Source organism: Nosocomiicoccus massiliensis, assembly GCF_002871345.2.
Classification (GTDB): domain Bacteria; phylum Bacillota; class Bacilli; order Staphylococcales; family Salinicoccaceae; genus Nosocomiicoccus; species Nosocomiicoccus ampullae_A.
Genome location: NZ_CP136964.1, coordinates 859,542 through 876,600 on the forward strand (window position 1 = coordinate 859,542; position 17,059 = coordinate 876,600).

Annotated in this window: 20 protein-coding genes and 1 pseudogene; all 21 read right to left on the reverse strand. The window is 37.6% G+C overall.

Annotation, left to right across the window (positions count from 1 at the left end; translation table 11 throughout):
- Positions 1 to 2: 2 nt before the first annotated feature.
- Complete coding sequence (gene yidC / locus CJ229_RS04600) at positions 3 to 869, reverse strand: membrane protein insertase YidC (protein WP_102167613.1); 867 nt, start codon at positions 867 to 869, stop codon at positions 3 to 5.
- Positions 870 to 979: 110 nt separating this feature from the next.
- Positions 980 to 1,162: pseudogene (locus tag CJ229_RS04605) on the reverse strand (hypothetical protein); the annotation flags it as partial.
- Entirely contained in the window at positions 1,159 to 1,956 is a 798-nt protein-coding gene (thiD, locus tag CJ229_RS04610; protein ID WP_070457025.1) for a bifunctional hydroxymethylpyrimidine kinase/phosphomethylpyrimidine kinase, read from the reverse strand. The pseudogene CJ229_RS04605 and the gene thiD, both read right to left, overlap by 4 nt.
- A gap of 13 nt (positions 1,957 to 1,969) precedes the next feature.
- Positions 1,970 to 3,565 (reverse strand): M20/M25/M40 family metallo-hydrolase, encoded by a 1,596-nt coding sequence (locus tag CJ229_RS04615; RefSeq protein WP_102167614.1) that lies wholly within the window; start codon positions 3,563 to 3,565, stop codon positions 1,970 to 1,972.
- Between the two features lie 118 nt (positions 3,566 to 3,683).
- The gene (locus CJ229_RS04620) at positions 3,684 to 4,331 is read right to left on the reverse strand and encodes a transglycosylase family protein (RefSeq protein WP_068128543.1); all 648 of its coding nucleotides are present in this window, start codon (positions 4,329 to 4,331) and stop codon (positions 3,684 to 3,686) included.
- A 479-nt stretch (positions 4,332 to 4,810) separates the two neighbouring features.
- Positions 4,811 to 5,245: a 3-hydroxyacyl-ACP dehydratase FabZ gene (gene fabZ, locus CJ229_RS04625; RefSeq protein WP_040928290.1), complete on the reverse strand. Its 435-nt coding sequence runs from the start codon at positions 5,243 to 5,245 to the stop codon at positions 4,811 to 4,813.
- A 4-nt stretch (positions 5,246 to 5,249) separates the two neighbouring features.
- Positions 5,250 to 5,435: a DNA-directed RNA polymerase subunit beta gene (locus tag CJ229_RS04630; protein WP_040928291.1), complete on the reverse strand. Its 186-nt coding sequence runs from the start codon at positions 5,433 to 5,435 to the stop codon at positions 5,250 to 5,252.
- A gap of 14 nt (positions 5,436 to 5,449) precedes the next feature.
- Positions 5,450 to 6,727, reverse strand: a complete 1,278-nt coding sequence (gene murA, locus CJ229_RS04635) for a UDP-N-acetylglucosamine 1-carboxyvinyltransferase (protein ID WP_070623375.1) — start codon at positions 6,725 to 6,727, stop codon at positions 5,450 to 5,452.
- A 64-nt stretch (positions 6,728 to 6,791) separates the two neighbouring features.
- Positions 6,792 to 7,022, reverse strand: a complete 231-nt coding sequence (locus CJ229_RS04640) for a DUF1146 domain-containing protein (RefSeq protein WP_068128547.1) — start codon at positions 7,020 to 7,022, stop codon at positions 6,792 to 6,794.
- A 47-nt stretch (positions 7,023 to 7,069) separates the two neighbouring features.
- Entirely contained in the window at positions 7,070 to 7,477 is a 408-nt protein-coding gene (locus CJ229_RS04645) for a F0F1 ATP synthase subunit epsilon (protein ID WP_068128549.1), read from the reverse strand.
- Positions 7,478 to 7,495: 18 nt separating this feature from the next.
- Positions 7,496 to 8,914: a F0F1 ATP synthase subunit beta gene (gene atpD / locus CJ229_RS04650; RefSeq protein WP_068128550.1), complete on the reverse strand. Its 1,419-nt coding sequence runs from the start codon at positions 8,912 to 8,914 to the stop codon at positions 7,496 to 7,498.
- A 21-nt stretch (positions 8,915 to 8,935) separates the two neighbouring features.
- Positions 8,936 to 9,808 (reverse strand): ATP synthase F1 subunit gamma, encoded by an 873-nt coding sequence (gene atpG, locus CJ229_RS04655; RefSeq protein ID WP_070457035.1) that lies wholly within the window; start codon positions 9,806 to 9,808, stop codon positions 8,936 to 8,938.
- Between the two features lie 35 nt (positions 9,809 to 9,843).
- Positions 9,844 to 11,352, reverse strand: a complete 1,509-nt coding sequence (gene atpA, locus CJ229_RS04660; RefSeq protein ID WP_068128552.1) for a F0F1 ATP synthase subunit alpha — start codon at positions 11,350 to 11,352, stop codon at positions 9,844 to 9,846.
- A 14-nt stretch (positions 11,353 to 11,366) separates the two neighbouring features.
- Positions 11,367 to 11,906: an ATP synthase F1 subunit delta gene (atpH, locus tag CJ229_RS04665; protein ID WP_068128554.1), complete on the reverse strand. Its 540-nt coding sequence runs from the start codon at positions 11,904 to 11,906 to the stop codon at positions 11,367 to 11,369.
- Positions 11,906 to 12,424, reverse strand: a complete 519-nt coding sequence (locus CJ229_RS04670) for a F0F1 ATP synthase subunit B (protein ID WP_052327239.1) — start codon at positions 12,422 to 12,424, stop codon at positions 11,906 to 11,908. Before CJ229_RS04670 ends, atpH begins: the two co-directional genes overlap by 1 nt.
- A gap of 85 nt (positions 12,425 to 12,509) precedes the next feature.
- A complete protein-coding gene (atpE, locus tag CJ229_RS04675) occupies positions 12,510 to 12,725 on the reverse strand; it encodes a F0F1 ATP synthase subunit C (protein ID WP_040928299.1) in 216 nt (71 codons plus the stop codon).
- Positions 12,726 to 12,773: 48 nt separating this feature from the next.
- Positions 12,774 to 13,505, reverse strand: coding sequence for a F0F1 ATP synthase subunit A (atpB, locus tag CJ229_RS04680; RefSeq protein ID WP_040928300.1), 732 nt, complete (start codon positions 13,503 to 13,505; stop codon positions 12,774 to 12,776).
- A 13-nt stretch (positions 13,506 to 13,518) separates the two neighbouring features.
- The gene (locus CJ229_RS04685; protein ID WP_070623369.1) at positions 13,519 to 13,872 is read right to left on the reverse strand and encodes an ATP synthase subunit I; all 354 of its coding nucleotides are present in this window, start codon (positions 13,870 to 13,872) and stop codon (positions 13,519 to 13,521) included.
- A 112-nt stretch (positions 13,873 to 13,984) separates the two neighbouring features.
- Positions 13,985 to 15,121, reverse strand: coding sequence for a non-hydrolyzing UDP-N-acetylglucosamine 2-epimerase (wecB, locus tag CJ229_RS04690; protein WP_070623366.1), 1,137 nt, complete (start codon positions 15,119 to 15,121; stop codon positions 13,985 to 13,987).
- Positions 15,122 to 15,135: 14 nt separating this feature from the next.
- Entirely contained in the window at positions 15,136 to 15,765 is a 630-nt protein-coding gene (upp, locus tag CJ229_RS04695) for a uracil phosphoribosyltransferase (protein WP_068128559.1), read from the reverse strand.
- Positions 15,766 to 15,776: 11 nt separating this feature from the next.
- On the reverse strand, positions 15,777 to 17,018 hold the full coding sequence (glyA, locus tag CJ229_RS04700; protein ID WP_040928304.1) for a serine hydroxymethyltransferase: 1,242 nt from the start codon (positions 17,016 to 17,018) through the stop codon (positions 15,777 to 15,779).
- Between the last annotated feature and the right edge of the window lie 41 nt (positions 17,019 to 17,059).

The following is a 17,059-nucleotide window of genomic DNA, read 5'->3' on the forward strand; positions in this document are numbered from 1 at the left end:
TGTTATTTCTTCTTTTTGTTTTTATTCGGTAATACTTTTGCACCTTGTGATTTTCTTTCTTTTTCTGCAAGTTCTTTTTCGTGTGCTGCTAAAATCGGCGCCATTTCTTCATCGACCTTTTTACGGTAATATAAGTTACCGATAATCGTTTGAAGGATTAAGAACGCACCACCGACTGCCCAGTATAATGGTAAGGCAGATGGTGAAATCACCGAAATCCACAGAATCATCAGTGGCGAAATAAACATAAATAATCGCATTTGCTTTTGTTGTTCTTCTGGTAAGAACATCATAGATACGTATGCTTGAACCGCGTATACGAGTACCGCGATCGCAATCATAATGAAACTGCGCTCTGTTAAGTCCATCCATAAGAATTCTGGATATTTAGTAATACCACCTTCTGATGGATATTTTAAAGCGAAGAATAACGCCATAACGATTGGCATTTGAATTAAGATTGGTAGACATCCAACATTTAATGGGTTAATATCGTGTTTCTTATATAACGCCATCATCTCTTGTTGAACAGCCATTTTTTCTTCTTGCGTCGTCGCAACTTTCATACGGCGCTGAATGTCTTCCATTTCTGGTTTAACAATCTTCATCTTCTCACGCATCAACATTTGATTTTTATATGTTTTCATCATGAATGGGAAGATGATTAAGCGCACGATTAACGTTAATACGATAATCGCAAGACCATAGTTATGGTTTAAGTGATCTCCAAGCCAATGAAGTAAGTTGTCCATTGGTTGAACAAATGTATTAAAGAAAAAACCATCTCTGTTTTCAGGCTTCGAGTAGTCACACCCTGCTAAAAACAAGACGAGGCCCATCGTTAACGGTAACAGCCATTTTTTAGCCATAATTTCACCTCTAATTTTATATACAAGAGTGATTGTACCATACTTACAACCACATTTACAGATAAAACATGAGGAAAATAGGCGATATATTTGAATCTACTCAGAAATATTTAATCTTCTTTTTTCATTAATCGCATACTATTCAGAGTAACGATTAAAGTCGCTCCGATATCAGAGAATATCGCAATCCATAAAGTTAACCATCCTGGAATCACGAGTAGTAATGCAATTAGTTTAATCCCTAATGAAAATGTAATATTTTGTTTTATAATTGTTAACGTCTTTTTGCTTAAACGAATGATGTAATGTCGATAAAATGATTCAGTGGACCATTCTTTTTACCGATATCTAGACTGTTTTTTAAACCAGCAGTGACGTATCGCTTCGCTTTTCTAAACGCGTCTTCTAAACTATTTCCTTTTGCAATCTCTGCCGTGATAACTGCAGAAAACGTACTGCCACTTCCACGCTTATTTTTTGTCTGAACGATTGCTTCAGTGAGTTTTAACGACGTCGTCTTCGTATATAAATAATCACACGCTTCACCAGTCATATTACTATCGTTAATAATTACTGCTTTTACACCGATTTCTCTTAAAAAGATTTTCGCTGCTGTTTCGATATCTTTTTCAGTCTCAATATCAATACCTGTTAACGATTTTGCTTCGTTGATGTTCGGTGTCACGACTGCAGCATGATGAAGTAATTGTTGTTTTAACACACTCGTCGTCTCTTCTGAAATAATACGCTGTCCGTCGCGTGTAAAAATGTACGGATCGACGACGAATGGTATATGATACTGTTTGACGTATTTCGTGAGCATTTCAATCATCGGTATGCTCGTGATCATTCCGGATTTCATTGCAAATGGAATTGTGTCATCAAATATACTTTTAAGCTGCTCTTCTAAAAAATCATCTGGTATTTCTAATACATCTTTAATACCACTCGAGTTTTGTGCCGTTAAACTTGTAATTGCAGACATTCCGTATACACCTAAATTTTGAAACGCCTTTAAATCTGCATTCACGCCAGACCCTCCTGTTGGATCATAGCTCGACACAGTGAGCACAATTGGTAATGTCATTGTAGCTCCTCCTTTACTTTACAAAATATTGTTTAATCACTGTCTCTAATACGACAGGTAACTCTTTAAACGCACTCGGCTTTAATAATCTCTCTGTAACTTTATGCGCATCTTTACCGATTGGACCGCAGTTTAATACCGGTGCTGATATTTCTTTAATATCTTCAAAAGGTATCATATACGTCTTATTAAACGTCGGAGTGTTTAAGCTAAATACTCTATCACTTTCATAGCTCGTCGCGTATTTCACATAACTTAAGTCACAAATACCGTTAAAGAAATGTACTTGTTCAACGTTACGATTCAATGTGTTACTCGTTTCTTTTATCGTTTCGACGATATTTTGAACGAGTGTATCTTCTGAACTGTTAGTTGCTGGATAATAAGGCGGAGTGAAAAACGTGACGACTGTTGGTCCTAAATGACGCAGTAACATCATAATTTTGTCGATTGCTTCGATACATTGTAAATGATCGTCTTGATTGTTTGAAATATTTTCTAGTAGTTCACTGACTTTATCTTCCCCAAATTTATCGATTGCTTGTTGAAGTAACTCTTCATACGTACAGACGTTTACATTTACTTTTTCTTCTTTATAAATACCATCGTCAAACGTTTGAATAACTTCATTTACCTCATCCACCGACTCTTTGACAATCGTGTTGAACGTATTAAATATCTCACTCGCATTTTGTTTAAATATAAATAAATTATATAAACTGACCGTTCTAAACGGCGTTTGAACGTCGTAGTGCGCCTTTAAATCACGCATCATCAACGAAACAGGTAACGGTGTTTCTTCACCCTCATAGCGCTCTATAAACGATTTGTTGTATTCCATATTTTTATTGATGAAGCTCATTATGTAATTCGAGCTTAAACCGTTCATCGCGTTACCGACGTGCGTTTCTTTACCGTAAACGTACACTGCAGGCATTAACTTTCCAATCGTTCCAGTATATACGTAGTGCGTATTGTTACCAGGTGCTTGTTGGAATGTCGGTTCACTATTTAAGTGAAGTACGATATTTAAATCTTTTTCTTTTCGTATTTCATTGATTTTTTTAACTGCTGCTAACATTCCTTTAGATCCTACTTCTTCATCAGGCACTGTAACGAGTAATAAGTTTACGTCCCAGTTTTCAAGCGCTGCTTTTTCGATTAAAGACATATGGAGCATAAGACCTGGTTTCATATCCATACTACCACGACCAAAATAATAGTGTCCTGTTTTAATATCAGATACGGCATCATCATTTAAGTACGTATGATCAGATTTAAAAATATCTGTTATTTTATCCATACTAAATGCATGTTGTTTATACTCTCCAAAGTCATCGATACCGACTGTGTCGAAGTGACTAATTAAAACGACTGTATCATTATTTTCATTACCAGCGTAATGTGCAAGGACAGCACGTCGGTCATCTTCAGTATGCGCAAAATATATGTGATCACTATGTGTATTAAAATAATCGAGTTTGAGTAATTCACTCTTTACTAAGTCTGGAAAACTTTTCTCTCCTGTTGAATGTGTGATTGAATCATGTTTAACGAGTGTTTTTAATAACTCTACACGGCTCTCTTCTGTTTGCCATAAACCGTTCATCGTTAAATTCCTCCATTACTTTGTTCTATATATAAGACTACAACTTTTTGACGTCTTTTGATAGCGTTTTTATTTAAAATAAAAAACCGATTAAGAATAATCTTAATCGGTCAAGTAATTATAAGTAAGCACCACATGTTGGCCAAGGTTGTGCACCACGTTGAGCGTATAACATTTGTGCACGCATCGTTTGTTCTTCAGCAGAAGCTTGTGATGCAACACCTGTTCCACCCATTGCTTGCCATGTACCAGCGTCAAATTGATATAGGCCGTGATATGTTCCTGATGCATCTACAATGTTTGGATTTCCACCAGATTCACACGCTGCAAGTCCTGCCCAGTTTAAACCATCGTTAGACGCTTGTTGAACTGGTGCTGATGCATGCGCGTTAGAATTGTCATATGTATCATCATATGTTTCTTCATATGTCTCTTCTTGTTCGTTGTTATAGTTTGTTTCATTCGTTTTAGTATCTTCATATGCTACTTCAACGCTTTTTTCTTCTTTTGCTTTGTCTTTAGCTTTCTTCTTAGCTTTTTTCTCAGCTTTTAATTCGCTTGCTTTTAGTTCTTCTTTAAGTGCAATTTCTTTTTCTACTTTTTTCTCAGCTGTAAATGATTGAACTGATGATTTATATTCTTGTGCGATTTCAGCAATTATTTCGTTTGATTTTGCAGTTGGTTCATCTGCCTTAGCATGCGTTGAAAGTCCCATACCACTCGCTAATATCGCAACTGATCCTAATGCAAAAATTGTACGTTTCATTATATATATGCCCCCAAAATATTGTCTCTTTTTTCAACTAGATACAATACTAACAAATTAAAGCATTTCATAGGTTACAGCTATATAAAGCTTTTACTTTATTTTTACAAAAACATTACAATCAGATGTCTATCATTAACGTTGTCAGATAACATAAAAAACGCCTTAAGATTTCTCTTACGCAGCGTAGAAATCTTAAGGCGAGTGAGTGTGTGTGAGTATGAAAAGAATCTTAAAAAATTTAGTTTACAGCTTTATCAGACAAGTTTGAGAGAATTAGTCCATTCATATTTGAACTAGAAATGTATGTGTCTCCTTTCTTAAACACAATATACAACCAAATATTATTTTCAACAAATCTCAATTTTTTAAATTTATAGAGTGATCCTCTGTAATTTTTAAATTTTAAGTCTTAATTTCGTACAGTTTTTTAAAATACGTCGTTTTTTCATCAAAGTTAGTATAAAAAAGATCCAGCTTTACTCAGCTGGATCTCCGATTGCAAATGTAATTTCACATTGACATGCTACTTTGTCTCCGACTTTGGCAACAGCTTTACCTTTACCAATCGGCCCTTTAACACGTGTAATTTCTACTGTTAATTCTAAAGTATCTCCAGGTGTCACTTGGTGTTTAAAGCGACACTTATCGATACCTGCAAAAAATGCAAGTTTCCCTTTAAATTGTTCTTCTTGTAATAAAGCAACTGCACCAGTTTGTGCGAGTGCTTCTACGATTAACACTCCAGGCATCACTGCGTATTCAGGGAAGTGTCCTTGGAAGAATGGTTCGTTTCCAGACACTTGTTTAATACCGACACATTTTTCACCTGGGGTAATTTCAACGATACGATCGATTAATAAAAATGGTGGGCGATGCGGAATAATCGCTTTAATTTGGTCATAAGTTAACATATCTTTATCCTCTCATTAGATCTTTTATATGCTGCCACGTTTCAATTCTAAACACTTCAAACGGGTTCCCTAATATGCCATATCCAATCATTAGACCGATGACGACGAGTAAAATTGCGATGTATAAATAGAGTAGTATACGTACAATCATCGGAATTTTTCGATGTACAATTTTAGATGTCTCTTTCATAACTCACCTCTAAATTAAACGTGTTCGAGTTCAGCTTCTGTAACGCGCTCGATATCTGCCCCGAGAGCTTTTAATTTTTTATGAAAATCTACATATCCTCTGTCTAAATGACGAAGCTCTGTAACCGTCGTTTCTCCTTCAGCAACAAGTCCTGCTAATATAAGAGCAGCTGCTGCACGTAGATCTGTCGCTTTTACACGAGCACCATGAAGTTCTTTACCACCGTGGATTACAGCATGATTATCTTGCAGTGAAATATCTGCATTCATCGTATTAAATTCTCTGACGTGCATGAAGCGATTTTCAAAAATAGTTTCAGTAACGATACTCGTACCGTCAATCGTTAATAGTAATGCCATCATCTGACTTTGCATATCTGTCGGGAATCCGGGATGTGGTAATGTTTTAATGTCTGTTGGCTTTAACGGTTCCGATGCATTTACACGGACATTATCCCCATCTTCAATAATTTGAACACCAATTTCTTCTAATTTAGATACGACTGCGCTTAAGTGCTCAATGACGATATTTTGAATTAAAATATCACTTCTCGTTATCGCTGCAGCAATCATAAATGTGCCTGCTTCAATACGGTCAGGAATGACTTGATGCTTTGTGCCGTATAACTGATCGACACCTGTAATTTTAATATGTCCAGTTCCTGCTCCAGTTACTTTACCACCCATACGGTTAATATAGTTTTGTAAATCGACAATCTCTGGTTCCATTGCAGCATTTTCAATATGAGTGACACCATCGGCAAGTGCTGCACCCATCATTAAGTTTTGTGTGGCACCGACACTTGGAAAATCTAGATGTATTTTAGCACCTTTAAGACGTCCATCTACTCTACCTTCAATGAAACCATCTAACGTTGTAAACGTGGCACCCATTTTTTCAAAACCTTTTAAATGTTGTTCAATTGGTCTACTACCAATTGCACAGCCGCCGGGCATCGCAACTTCACATTTACCGTAACGACCAAGTAGTGGTCCCATAACGAGCATAGAAGCTCTCATTTTGCTCACTAATTCATAAGGTGCTGATACCGATAAATCTGAACTTGCGTCTACGTATACTTTATCTCTTTCGATTTTAACATCTGCATTTAAAATACGAAGTAGTTCAACTAATGTTTTACAATCTGATAATTTTGGAACATTAGTAATTACCGATTCTCCTTCTGATGCTAAGAGAGACGCAGCTAAAATAGGCAGAACTGCGTTTTTAGCGCCTTCTATTTTTACACTTCCAGCGAGCTTTCGTCCACCCTTAACAATAATTCTATCCATATTCTCACTCCACATATTTCTCATTAATTTAATTCTATAGACTTCTATTTATAGTGTAAAGTATTTAGCTAAATAGTAGTTGTAGGTTTTGTGTTTCTACAAAAATATCAATGATAAAATTCGACATACTCGTCCCTAGAAGAATCGCGAGCAATATGTAAAACATTCTTATTTTAGCAGTATGACCTTTTTTAAAGATCATATCTACTTTTAAACAGTCTAAAATATAAAATGCAAAAATAGAACATGCGATATGTAATATAATTTTCATCAATGCGATTTGAGATAAAAACATTTAAAAACCCCTTAAAAAAAGTCTAAGGTTTCCCTTAGACTTTTTGTTTATTTAAATTGTGCAATATTCAAACGGTTAATTGCTCTTTGGAATGCAAGTTCTGCACGCACTTCATCGATTTCTTCTTCATGCGCACGTTTTAGAAGCTCTTCTGCTCTCTTACGTGCAGCTAGTGCACGATCAGTATCGATATCATCCGCGAATTCTGCAGCTTGAGTTAATACTGTAACTTTGTCGCCACGGATTTCTGCAAATCCATCAGTAATTGCTAAATATTCGAATTGACCATCGATTTTAGCTTTTACACTACCAATCTTTAAAGGTGTCACTGTTGGGACGTGACCTGCCATGACCCCAAGTTCACCTTGCGTTGATTCCAAGATGACAATTTCGCAGTTATCATCAGTAAAAACAGAACCGTTAGGAGTAACTACATCTAATGCAATTGTACTCATATAACTAACCTCCTGTTATTAAACTTCTGCACCCATCTCACGCGCTTTTTCAAGAACTTGTGTCATATCACCAACAAGTCTGAACGCGTCTTCTGGTACGTGGTCGTATTTACCTGCTAAGATTGCTTTGAAGTCTTCAACAGTTTGTTCAACTGGTACGTACGAACCTTTTTGACCTGTGAATTGTTCTGCAACGTGGAAGTTTTGACTTAAGAAGAACTGGATACGACGTGCACGTGCTACGACTTCCTTATCTTCTTCTGATAACTCATCCATACCTAAGATTGCAATGATGTCTTGTAATTCACTATATTTTTGTAAAGTTGCTTGAACTTCACGTGCAACGTTGTAGTGCTCTTCACCAACAACTGCTGGAGATAACGCACGTGACGTTGATGCAAGTGGGTCTACCGCTGGGTAAATACCCATCTCTGAAATTTTACGCTCTAAGTTTGTCGTCGCGTCTAAGTGTGCGAACGTTTGAGCTGGCGCTGGGTCAGTGTAGTCATCGGCCGGTACGAATACCGCTTGAATTGACGTTACTGATCCTTTGTTCGTTGATGTAATACGTTCTTGAAGCTGACCCATCTCAGTTGAAAGTGTCGGTTGGTAACCAACGGCAGATGGAATACGTCCAAGAAGTGCTGATACCTCTGAACCTGCTTGTGTGAAACGGAAGATGTTGTCGATGAATAGTAATACGTCTTGACCTTCCACATCACGGAAGTATTCAGCCATCGTTAATCCTGTTAATGCAACACGCATACGTGCACCAGGTGGCTCGTTCATTTGTCCGAATACCATCGCTGTTTTATCGATTACGCCTGAGTCAGACATTTCAAAGTATAAGTCGTTTCCTTCACGCGTACGCTCACCAACACCAGCGAATACCGAAATACCACCGTGCTCTTGAGCGATGTTATGAATTAATTCTTGGATTAATACAGTTTTACCTACTCCGGCACCACCGAATAACCCGATTTTACCACCTTTCGTGTAAGGTGCTAATAAGTCTACTACTTTAATACCAGTTTCTAAAATCTCTGTCGCTACTGACAGATCCTCAAATTCTGGAGCGTCTCGGTGAATTGGGTTTCTGAGTTCAGATTCAGGAATCTGACCTTTTAGGTCAATCGTTTCACCTAAAACGTTGAATACACGTCCTAAAGTGGCATTACCTACAGGTACTGAAATAGGTTGACCAGTGTTTACTACTTCCATACCACGCTGAATACCATCTGTAGAACTCATCGCAATTGTTCTTACTGTGTTGTCTCCACGGTGAAGCGCAACTTCTAAAGTAAGTGCAATTGAATCTTCTTCAGTTTCACCTTTATGATCTATTGTAAGTGCGTTCATTAACTCAGGTAATTGACCTTCTTCAAAACGCACATCTACAACAGGTCCCATAACTTGGACCACGTGTCCTAAAGCCATTTGAGTTCCTCCTATAAATTATTATTCTTGTGCTTGTGCACCACTTACAATTTCTGTGATTTCTTGTGTAATCGCTGCTTGTCTTAGTCTGTTGTAAGACAATGTTAACTCACCAATCAATTCGTTTGCGTTGTCCGTAGCAGCTTTCATCGCTGTCATACGAGCAGCATGCTCACTTGTTTTTGCTTCAAGTAAAGCACCGTAAATAATAGCTTCAGCGTATTGTGGTAATAATTCTTTTAAAATCGTTTCTTTATCTGGTTCGAATTCATAAGAAGCGAGATGAGTGTACTCATTTTTCGTTTCTATATCATCTTCTGACATTGGAAGTAACTGTCTTACAGTTACTTTTTGCTCGAGGATAGAGATGAATTCGTTATAGATAATATGAAGCTCATCGATTTCTTCATCTTCATATTGACGAATTGCTGCCGCCGCTATTTTTTTCACATCCGAAAATGATGGCTGATCTGGTAACCCTAGACGGTAGTCATCTATCTTATAGCCACGTAATCTAAGTACGTCGTATCCCATTTTACCGAGAACCATAAGTGAAATTTCGTCTTGGTTACCGTTATGGCGTTCATTGATTTCAGTTGTTATTGCTTTAATAACGTTTGCGTTGTATGGACCTGCTTTACCTGTATCACTTGAGATTACGATATAGCCAACACGCTTAACAGGACGTGCAGTTAGCATCGGGTGAACGTTGTTTCCACCTGCTCCAATTGCTTGGATTGTTTCTTCCATTCGGTCCATATACGGACGGAAGTTTTTAGTGTTTTGTTCTGAACGACCGAGTTTTGAGTTCGCGACCATGTTCATCGCACTCGTTAACTGACTCATCTTTTCAGTTGAGTTAATACGACCTTTTATCTCCCTTAATGAAGCCATGATTTCACCATCCTTTATATAAATAGTGTTATTTATTATTTACTGCTGTTAAATAACTTTTTGAATCCGTTAATTGCTGCATCGAATGCTTCGTGATCTGGAAGCTCTGATGTTTCACGGATACCGTTTAATAATTCTTTGTTGTTTGCACTTAGCCACTCTAAGAATTCACTTTCGAATCTTGTAATATCTTGTACTGCAACATCATCTAAATAACCGTTTACTAATGCGTAGAGAATTACTACTTGCTCTTCGACAGGTAGTGGTTGGTTTTCACCTTGCTTAAGTACTTCAACTGTACGTTTACCACGCTCTAATTTAGCAGCTGTTGCTTTATCTAAATCAGAACCGAACTGAGCGAATGCTTCTAACTCACGGTAAGCAGCTAAGTCTAAACGAAGTGTACCCGCAACTTTCTTCATCGCTTTAATTTGTGCTGAACCACCTACACGAGATACTGAAAGCCCCGCGTTGATCGCTGGACGCACACCAGAGAAGAATAAGTCAGACTGTAAGAAAATCTGACCGTCTGTAATCGAGATTACGTTTGTCGGTACGAATGCAGAGATGTCTCCTGCTTGCGTTTCAACGAATGGTAACGCAGTGATCGAACCGCCACCTAAATCGTCATTTAATTTCGCTGCACGCTCAAGTAAACGACTGTGTAGGTAGAATACGTCCCCTGGGAAGGCTTCACGGCCTGGTGGACGACGTAATAGTAATGACATTTCACGATAAGCCTGTGCTTGTTTTGTTAAGTCATCGTATACGATTAATACGTGTTTTCCGTTGAACATGAACTCCTCACCCATAGATACACCCGCGTATGGCGCGATGTATAATAATGGAGCTGGGTCAGATGCACCTGCACTTACTACGATTGTGTAGTCTAATGCACCGTGCTTACGGAATGTTTCAACAGTAGAACGTACTGTAGATTCTTTTTGACCGATTGCTACGTAGATACAAATCATATCTTCGTTTTTTTGGTTTAAAATCGTGTCGATTGCAAGTGTCGTTTTACCAGTTTGACGGTCACCGATAATTAACTCACGTTGACCACGTCCGATTGGTACTAAAGCGTCAATCGCTTTAATTCCTGTTTGTAATGGTTCGAATACTGATTTACGATCCATAACTCCTGTAGCTGGACTTTCTACAGGACGAGTTTTTGTTGTACTAATTGGACCTTTACCGTCGATTGGTTGTCCAAGTGGGTTTACAACACGACCGATAAGTTCTTCACCTACTGGTACTTCCATGATTTTCCCAGTACGTTTAACTTCGTCGCCTTCTTTAATATCATAATATGGTCCAAGAATAACGATACCAACTTCGTCTTCTTCAAGGTTTTGAGCTAATCCTAACACACCGTTAGAGAACTCAAGTAACTCTCCTGCCATCGCATCGTTTAAACCATGAGCAACTGCGATACCGTCACCGACTTCAGTAACTGTACCGACATCTGAGACTTCCATGTCAGCTTCATAGTTTTCTATTTGACTTCTGAGAAGAGCACTAATTTCTTCAGCCTTGATTGCCATAGAAATTTCACTCCTTAAATATTTTTCGTTGTTTTAAAACGGTCTTTAATTTTTCTTAATTGAAGTACAACTGATTCATCATAAACTTTAGAACCAATGAGTACTCTAAATCCACCGATTAAAGATTCGTTTATTTTGTTTTCAATCAGCAATTTGTCATAACCTGTTTTCGCTTTGAAGATTTCTTCAATTTTAGCTACTTGTTCATCTTCTAATTCGTAAACAGATTCCACGATAACTTTCGCCTGATTGTAATGTTCATTGTACAGATGTGTAAATTCTTCGTGAATACGTGACACAATTGAAAATTGTTTCTTCTCAGTGAGTACGAGTAACATATTAAATACATACTCATTCGTTCCTTTGAAGCTGTCACGAATCGTCGTTAATTTTGTTTCTTTAGATATTTTCGGGTTGATTAAAAACTCGTTAATATCATCAACTGTTGAAACCACTTTAGATACTTCGTTTAAATCTAAGCGTGCTTCTTCAAGTTGGTCATGTTTAATTACTACGTCAAACAGGGCATTTGCATACTGTTTAGCTAAACTCATTATCTATCCCCTGCTTCCTGTAGGTACTTGTCAATGAGATCTTTTTGATCTTGTGGAGACAATTCTTTTTCAATCACTTTTTGAGCAATTAAAACAGATAATTCAGCGACTTGGTCGTTGATTTCACGTACTGCTTTTTCTTTTTCTTGCTCAATATCTTTTTGTGCATCAGACATAAGTCTTTTCGCATTTATTGTTGCTTCGTCAATAATTGACTGCTGTTGTACTTTCGCTTCTTCACGAGATTTTTCAAACATTTCACTAACTTCAGCTTGAGTTTGAGATAAAATTTCCTCGTTCTTTTTACGAAGCGCTTCTGCTTCTCGTTTTGCAATTTCAGCGCTCTCGATGTCGTCGTGAATTAACTTTTCACGGTCGTCCATTACTTTTTTAACTGGTTCCCATACGAAATATGAAAGAGCAAAAAGTAGTACTAAGAAGCTCCCGAGTAAAACGAGACCTGTACCAAAAGCCGTTGGGATTGACGACGGTGCAGCGCCTAATATTAATAGTTCCACTATGTACACTCCTTTCAAGAAAGTTCACAATACTTAAGGTTACAAAAGAAACGGCGAAATCTAGACAGACTTCGCCTCTAATTATCTATAGTGCGAACATTAATAAGAATGCAATTACAATCGCGATAATTGGAGTCGCCTCAACTACCCCAACACCGATGAACATGATTGTCATTAATGAACTACGAGATTCTGGTTGACGCGCAACACCTTCAACTGTTTTTGAAACAACTAAACCAATTCCTAACGCACCGCCAAGTCCTGCAAGACCAGCTGCGATACCTGCTGCTAATAAAGCCATAAAAAACTTCCTCCTAAATTATGTTTGTTTATTTTTTTATTTTTTATATTAATGGTCATCTTGCATTTTATGTGCGAGATATACCATTGATAACATGATGAAAATAAATGCTTGTAAAGCACCTATAAATGTTTTAAATCCTTGCCATACCATCATCGGTACGATACCACCAACGAATCCTAAAACTCCACCAGTCGTTACGAGACCAAGTAGTAATGTTAATAGGATTTCTCCGGCGTAAATGTTCCCGTATAAACGTAAACCAAGTGTTAAGTTATACGTAAATTCCTCAAGAATTTTAATTGGTACTAAGAACCAAACTGGACGTGCGTAGTCTTTAGCATATTCTTTGATACCTTTCATCTTCACACCATAGTAGTGCGTTAAGACAATCATAAGACCTGCAAGTGTTAACGTAACAGTTGGATCTGCTGTTGGTGATTTCCACCAAAGGTTATTCTCCGGCGAAACAAAGGTAAATGGTATACCGATAAAGTTTGCCATGAAAATAAATGAAATTAATGTAAGCGCAAAGAAGTGAAAGCGTGCACCTTCACGCCAAGCAATGTTACTTGAAATAATGCCCTTAACAAAGTTCATTAGCCATTCAACAAAGAGTTGAGGTTTACCTGTTGGCTTAATCGCTAAGTTTCTTGTAAGGAAAAACATTAAGAAAAACACGACTAAACACGTGACAACAATCATAAAGCATGTTGCTAAATCAAAAACGATTGGAATGCCACCGATGTTCACTTCATAAGTCGGAGTTCCGTGATCCATTTCTTCACCTCTTTCATTTTCTAAAATGTCTTACTGCATTCACAAATATAATTACGTAAGTCGACATTAAACCGACAGTAATCGCAATAATATTTAATTCAGCCTGAAATTTATACCAGATAATGCACGCTAATAACACGAGTATTACACGCGTAACAGTTCCTGTTGTAGTCATTCGTTGCTGACTGTGCAATGCTTTATAGTAGTTGGAATACCAACTTAATGCCATAAATACAGAGATAATTGTTCCAACGACTAAACTTTGGACAATTATTCGATCAAAAAAGAATAATGACAAGAACTCTATAACAAAGATGATAATAAAAGCCTTCGCAAAAAAGTTCATAAATCCTTTAAAAAGTGTCATTTTACATTTTCCTCAAGTGTGATTTAGGCATATATGTATTGTTTGCACACTTATAAAGTGTACCTATTACATGCCTAAGTGTCAACGCATTTATTGTTATTTTAATAACATATTATGAGTTCATAAAATCTGATGGTTTTTCTAATATAAAACCATAATAATGTGAAATAATATCGACGATTCGATGACTCGCTTGTCCATCACCATATGGATTTTTTAACTGAGTCATTTCATCATAAATTTCTCGGTTATTTAGTAATCTATTTGTTTCAGTGACGATTTTCTCAAAATCTGTCCCAACAATTTTAAGCACACCACTCTCTACACCCTCTGGGCGTTCTGTGACATCTCTTAAAACGAGTACAGGTTTATTTAGCGATGGTGCTTCTTCTTGTATGCCGCCAGAATCTGTGAGAATAATTTCACTTGCCGCAGCAAAGTTATGAAAATCCATTACATCTAACGGTTCAATTAACTCGATACGGTCGTGTGTTAAATATCGTTGTGCAAGTTCGCGTATTTTCGGATTTTTATGAACAGGGTATACAATCACAACGTCGCGGTGTGTATCAGCAATATGTTTCATCGCTTTAAATATTTGAATCATCGGCTCGCCTAAGTTTTCTCTACGATGTGCTGTAAGTAGAATTACTCTCTTATCTTTATATTGAGATAATAATTTACTGTTATAATTTGGATCTACCGTTGTATTTAAAGCATCTATCACTGTATTACCCGTCACAAAAATTGTACTTTCATCGACTTGTTCTTTAAGTAAATTATCTTTTGCACGTAAAGTCGGTGCAAAATGCAAATCCGCCAAACGCGTCGTCAATTGTCGATTTAACTCTTCAGGGTACGGCGCAAATTTATTATACGTACGTAAACCTGCTTCGACATGACCGATACTTACTTTCTGATAAAAAGCTGCCAGTGCAGCAGAAAACGTCGTCGTCGTATCACCGTGGACGAGAACCATATTAGGAGTTTCTTTTTGTATAATCGACTCCATCTCTTTTAATACTTGACTTGTAATGTGAGAGAGCGTCTGTTCTGCTCTCATCACATTTAAGTCATAGTCTGGAGTAATGTTAAATGCATTGAGTACTTGATCTAACATTTCGCGGTGTTGTGCGGTTACGACAACAACCGGTTCTAGATGCTTTGACTCTTTTAATGCATTCACAAGTGGAGCCATTTTAATCGCTTCTGGTCGAGTACCAAAAACGACCATAATTCGCTTTTTCATACGATTACCCCTTATTATTTCGTTCCGAATAGACGGTCTCCTGCGTCTCCAAGTCCTGGAACGATATAACTATTTTCATCGAGTGAGTCATCTAATGCACCGATGTAAATATCCACATCTGGATGTGCTTCTTCTAAAGCTTTTACACCTTCAGGTGCCGCAATTAAACAGATGAATGTCAGTTTAGTTGCACCACGTTTTTTAATCGCAGTAATTGCTTCAACAGCACTTGCACCTGTAGCGAGCATCGGGTCAATGACTAAAATATCTCTTTCCTCAATATCACTTGGAAACTTTGCATAGTATTCCACCGCTTCAAGCGTTTCTGGGTCACGGTATAAACCGATATGGCCAACGCGCGCAGATGGAATAAGCTTATGGATTCCTTCAGTCATTCCTAAACCAGCACGTAAAATTGGTACGAGACAAATCTTTTTCCCGCTTAAACGTTTTGCTGTAGTCGGACCGATTGGCGTTTCAACAGTAACGTCTTCTAGAGATAATTCTCTCGTTACCTCATATGCCATAAGCATTCCGACTTCGTCGACGAGTTCTCTAAACTCTTTTGTCGACGTGTGTTTGTCTCGGATATATCCGAGTTTATGCTGAATTAATGGATGATCCATTACGCGTACTTTTGTCATAGTCTCTCTCCCTATTTGTGGTCATATAACGGATATTTACTAGTTAACTGAACGACTCTGTCGTGAATTCCGTCTAAGCTTTCTCCGTTCTTTTCTTTTGTTAATGTTTCAATGATAATGTCTGCAACTTCTTCCATTTCCGCTTCTTTAAATCCGCGTGTTGTCATCGCAGGTGTTCCCATACGTAAACCACTCGTTACAAATGGTGATTCTGTTTCGAATGGGATAGTATTTTTATTTGTTGTAATACCAACTTTATCTAACGCTTCTTCTGCTTGTTTACCTGTTAAGCCGAATACTTTTGTATCTACTAACACTAAGTGGTTTTCAGTACGTCCTGAAACGATTCTTAAACCGTTCTCTTGTAATTTTTCTGCAAGTACTTTTGCGTTTTTAATCACTTGCTCTTGGTATGCTTTAAATTCAGGTTGTAATGCTTCTTTAAATGCAACAGCTTTTGCTGCAATTACGTGCATTAACGGTCCACCTTGAATACCAGGGAAGATGTTTGAATCAATCTTTCTCGCATGTTCTTTTTTAGTTAAAATAATTCCACCACGTGGTCCACGTAATGTTTTATGTGTTGTTGAAGTTACAAAGTCTGCGTACTCAACTGGGTTTGGATGTAGACCAGCTGCAACTAAACCAGCAATGTGAGCCATGTCTACCATTAAGTACGCACCGACTTCATCTGCGATTTCTCTGAACTTTTTAAAGTCGATTTGTAACGCGTATGCACTACCACCAGCGATGATAAGTTTAGGTTGTTCTTTAATCGCAATTTCACGTAACTCATCGTAGTCAATTGCTTCATCTTCTTTAGATACACCGTAACTTACGATGTTAAATAATTTACCACTAAAGTTTACCGGTGCACCGTGCGTTAAGTGACCACCGTCAGATAAGTTCATACCTAAAATCGTATCTCCAGGGTTTAACACCGAGAAGTACACTGCCATGTTCGCTTGTGATCCAGAGTGTGGTTGTACGTTTGCGTGTTCTGCACCGAAGATTTCTTTTAGACGTTCACGTGCTAGATCTTCAGCAACGTCTACGTACTCACATCCTCCGTAGTAACGTTTGCCTGGGTAACCTTCAGCGTATTTGTTCGTTAACACGCTTCCTTGAGCTTCTAATACCGCTTCTGATACAAAGTTTTCTGATGCGATTAGCTCAATATTTTCATTTTGACGGTCGAATTCCTTTTGAATCGCTTCGTATAGTGCTTCATCTGATTGTTTAATGTAAGACATGTTTGATAACTCTCCTTAATATATAAATTTTATTAATTCAT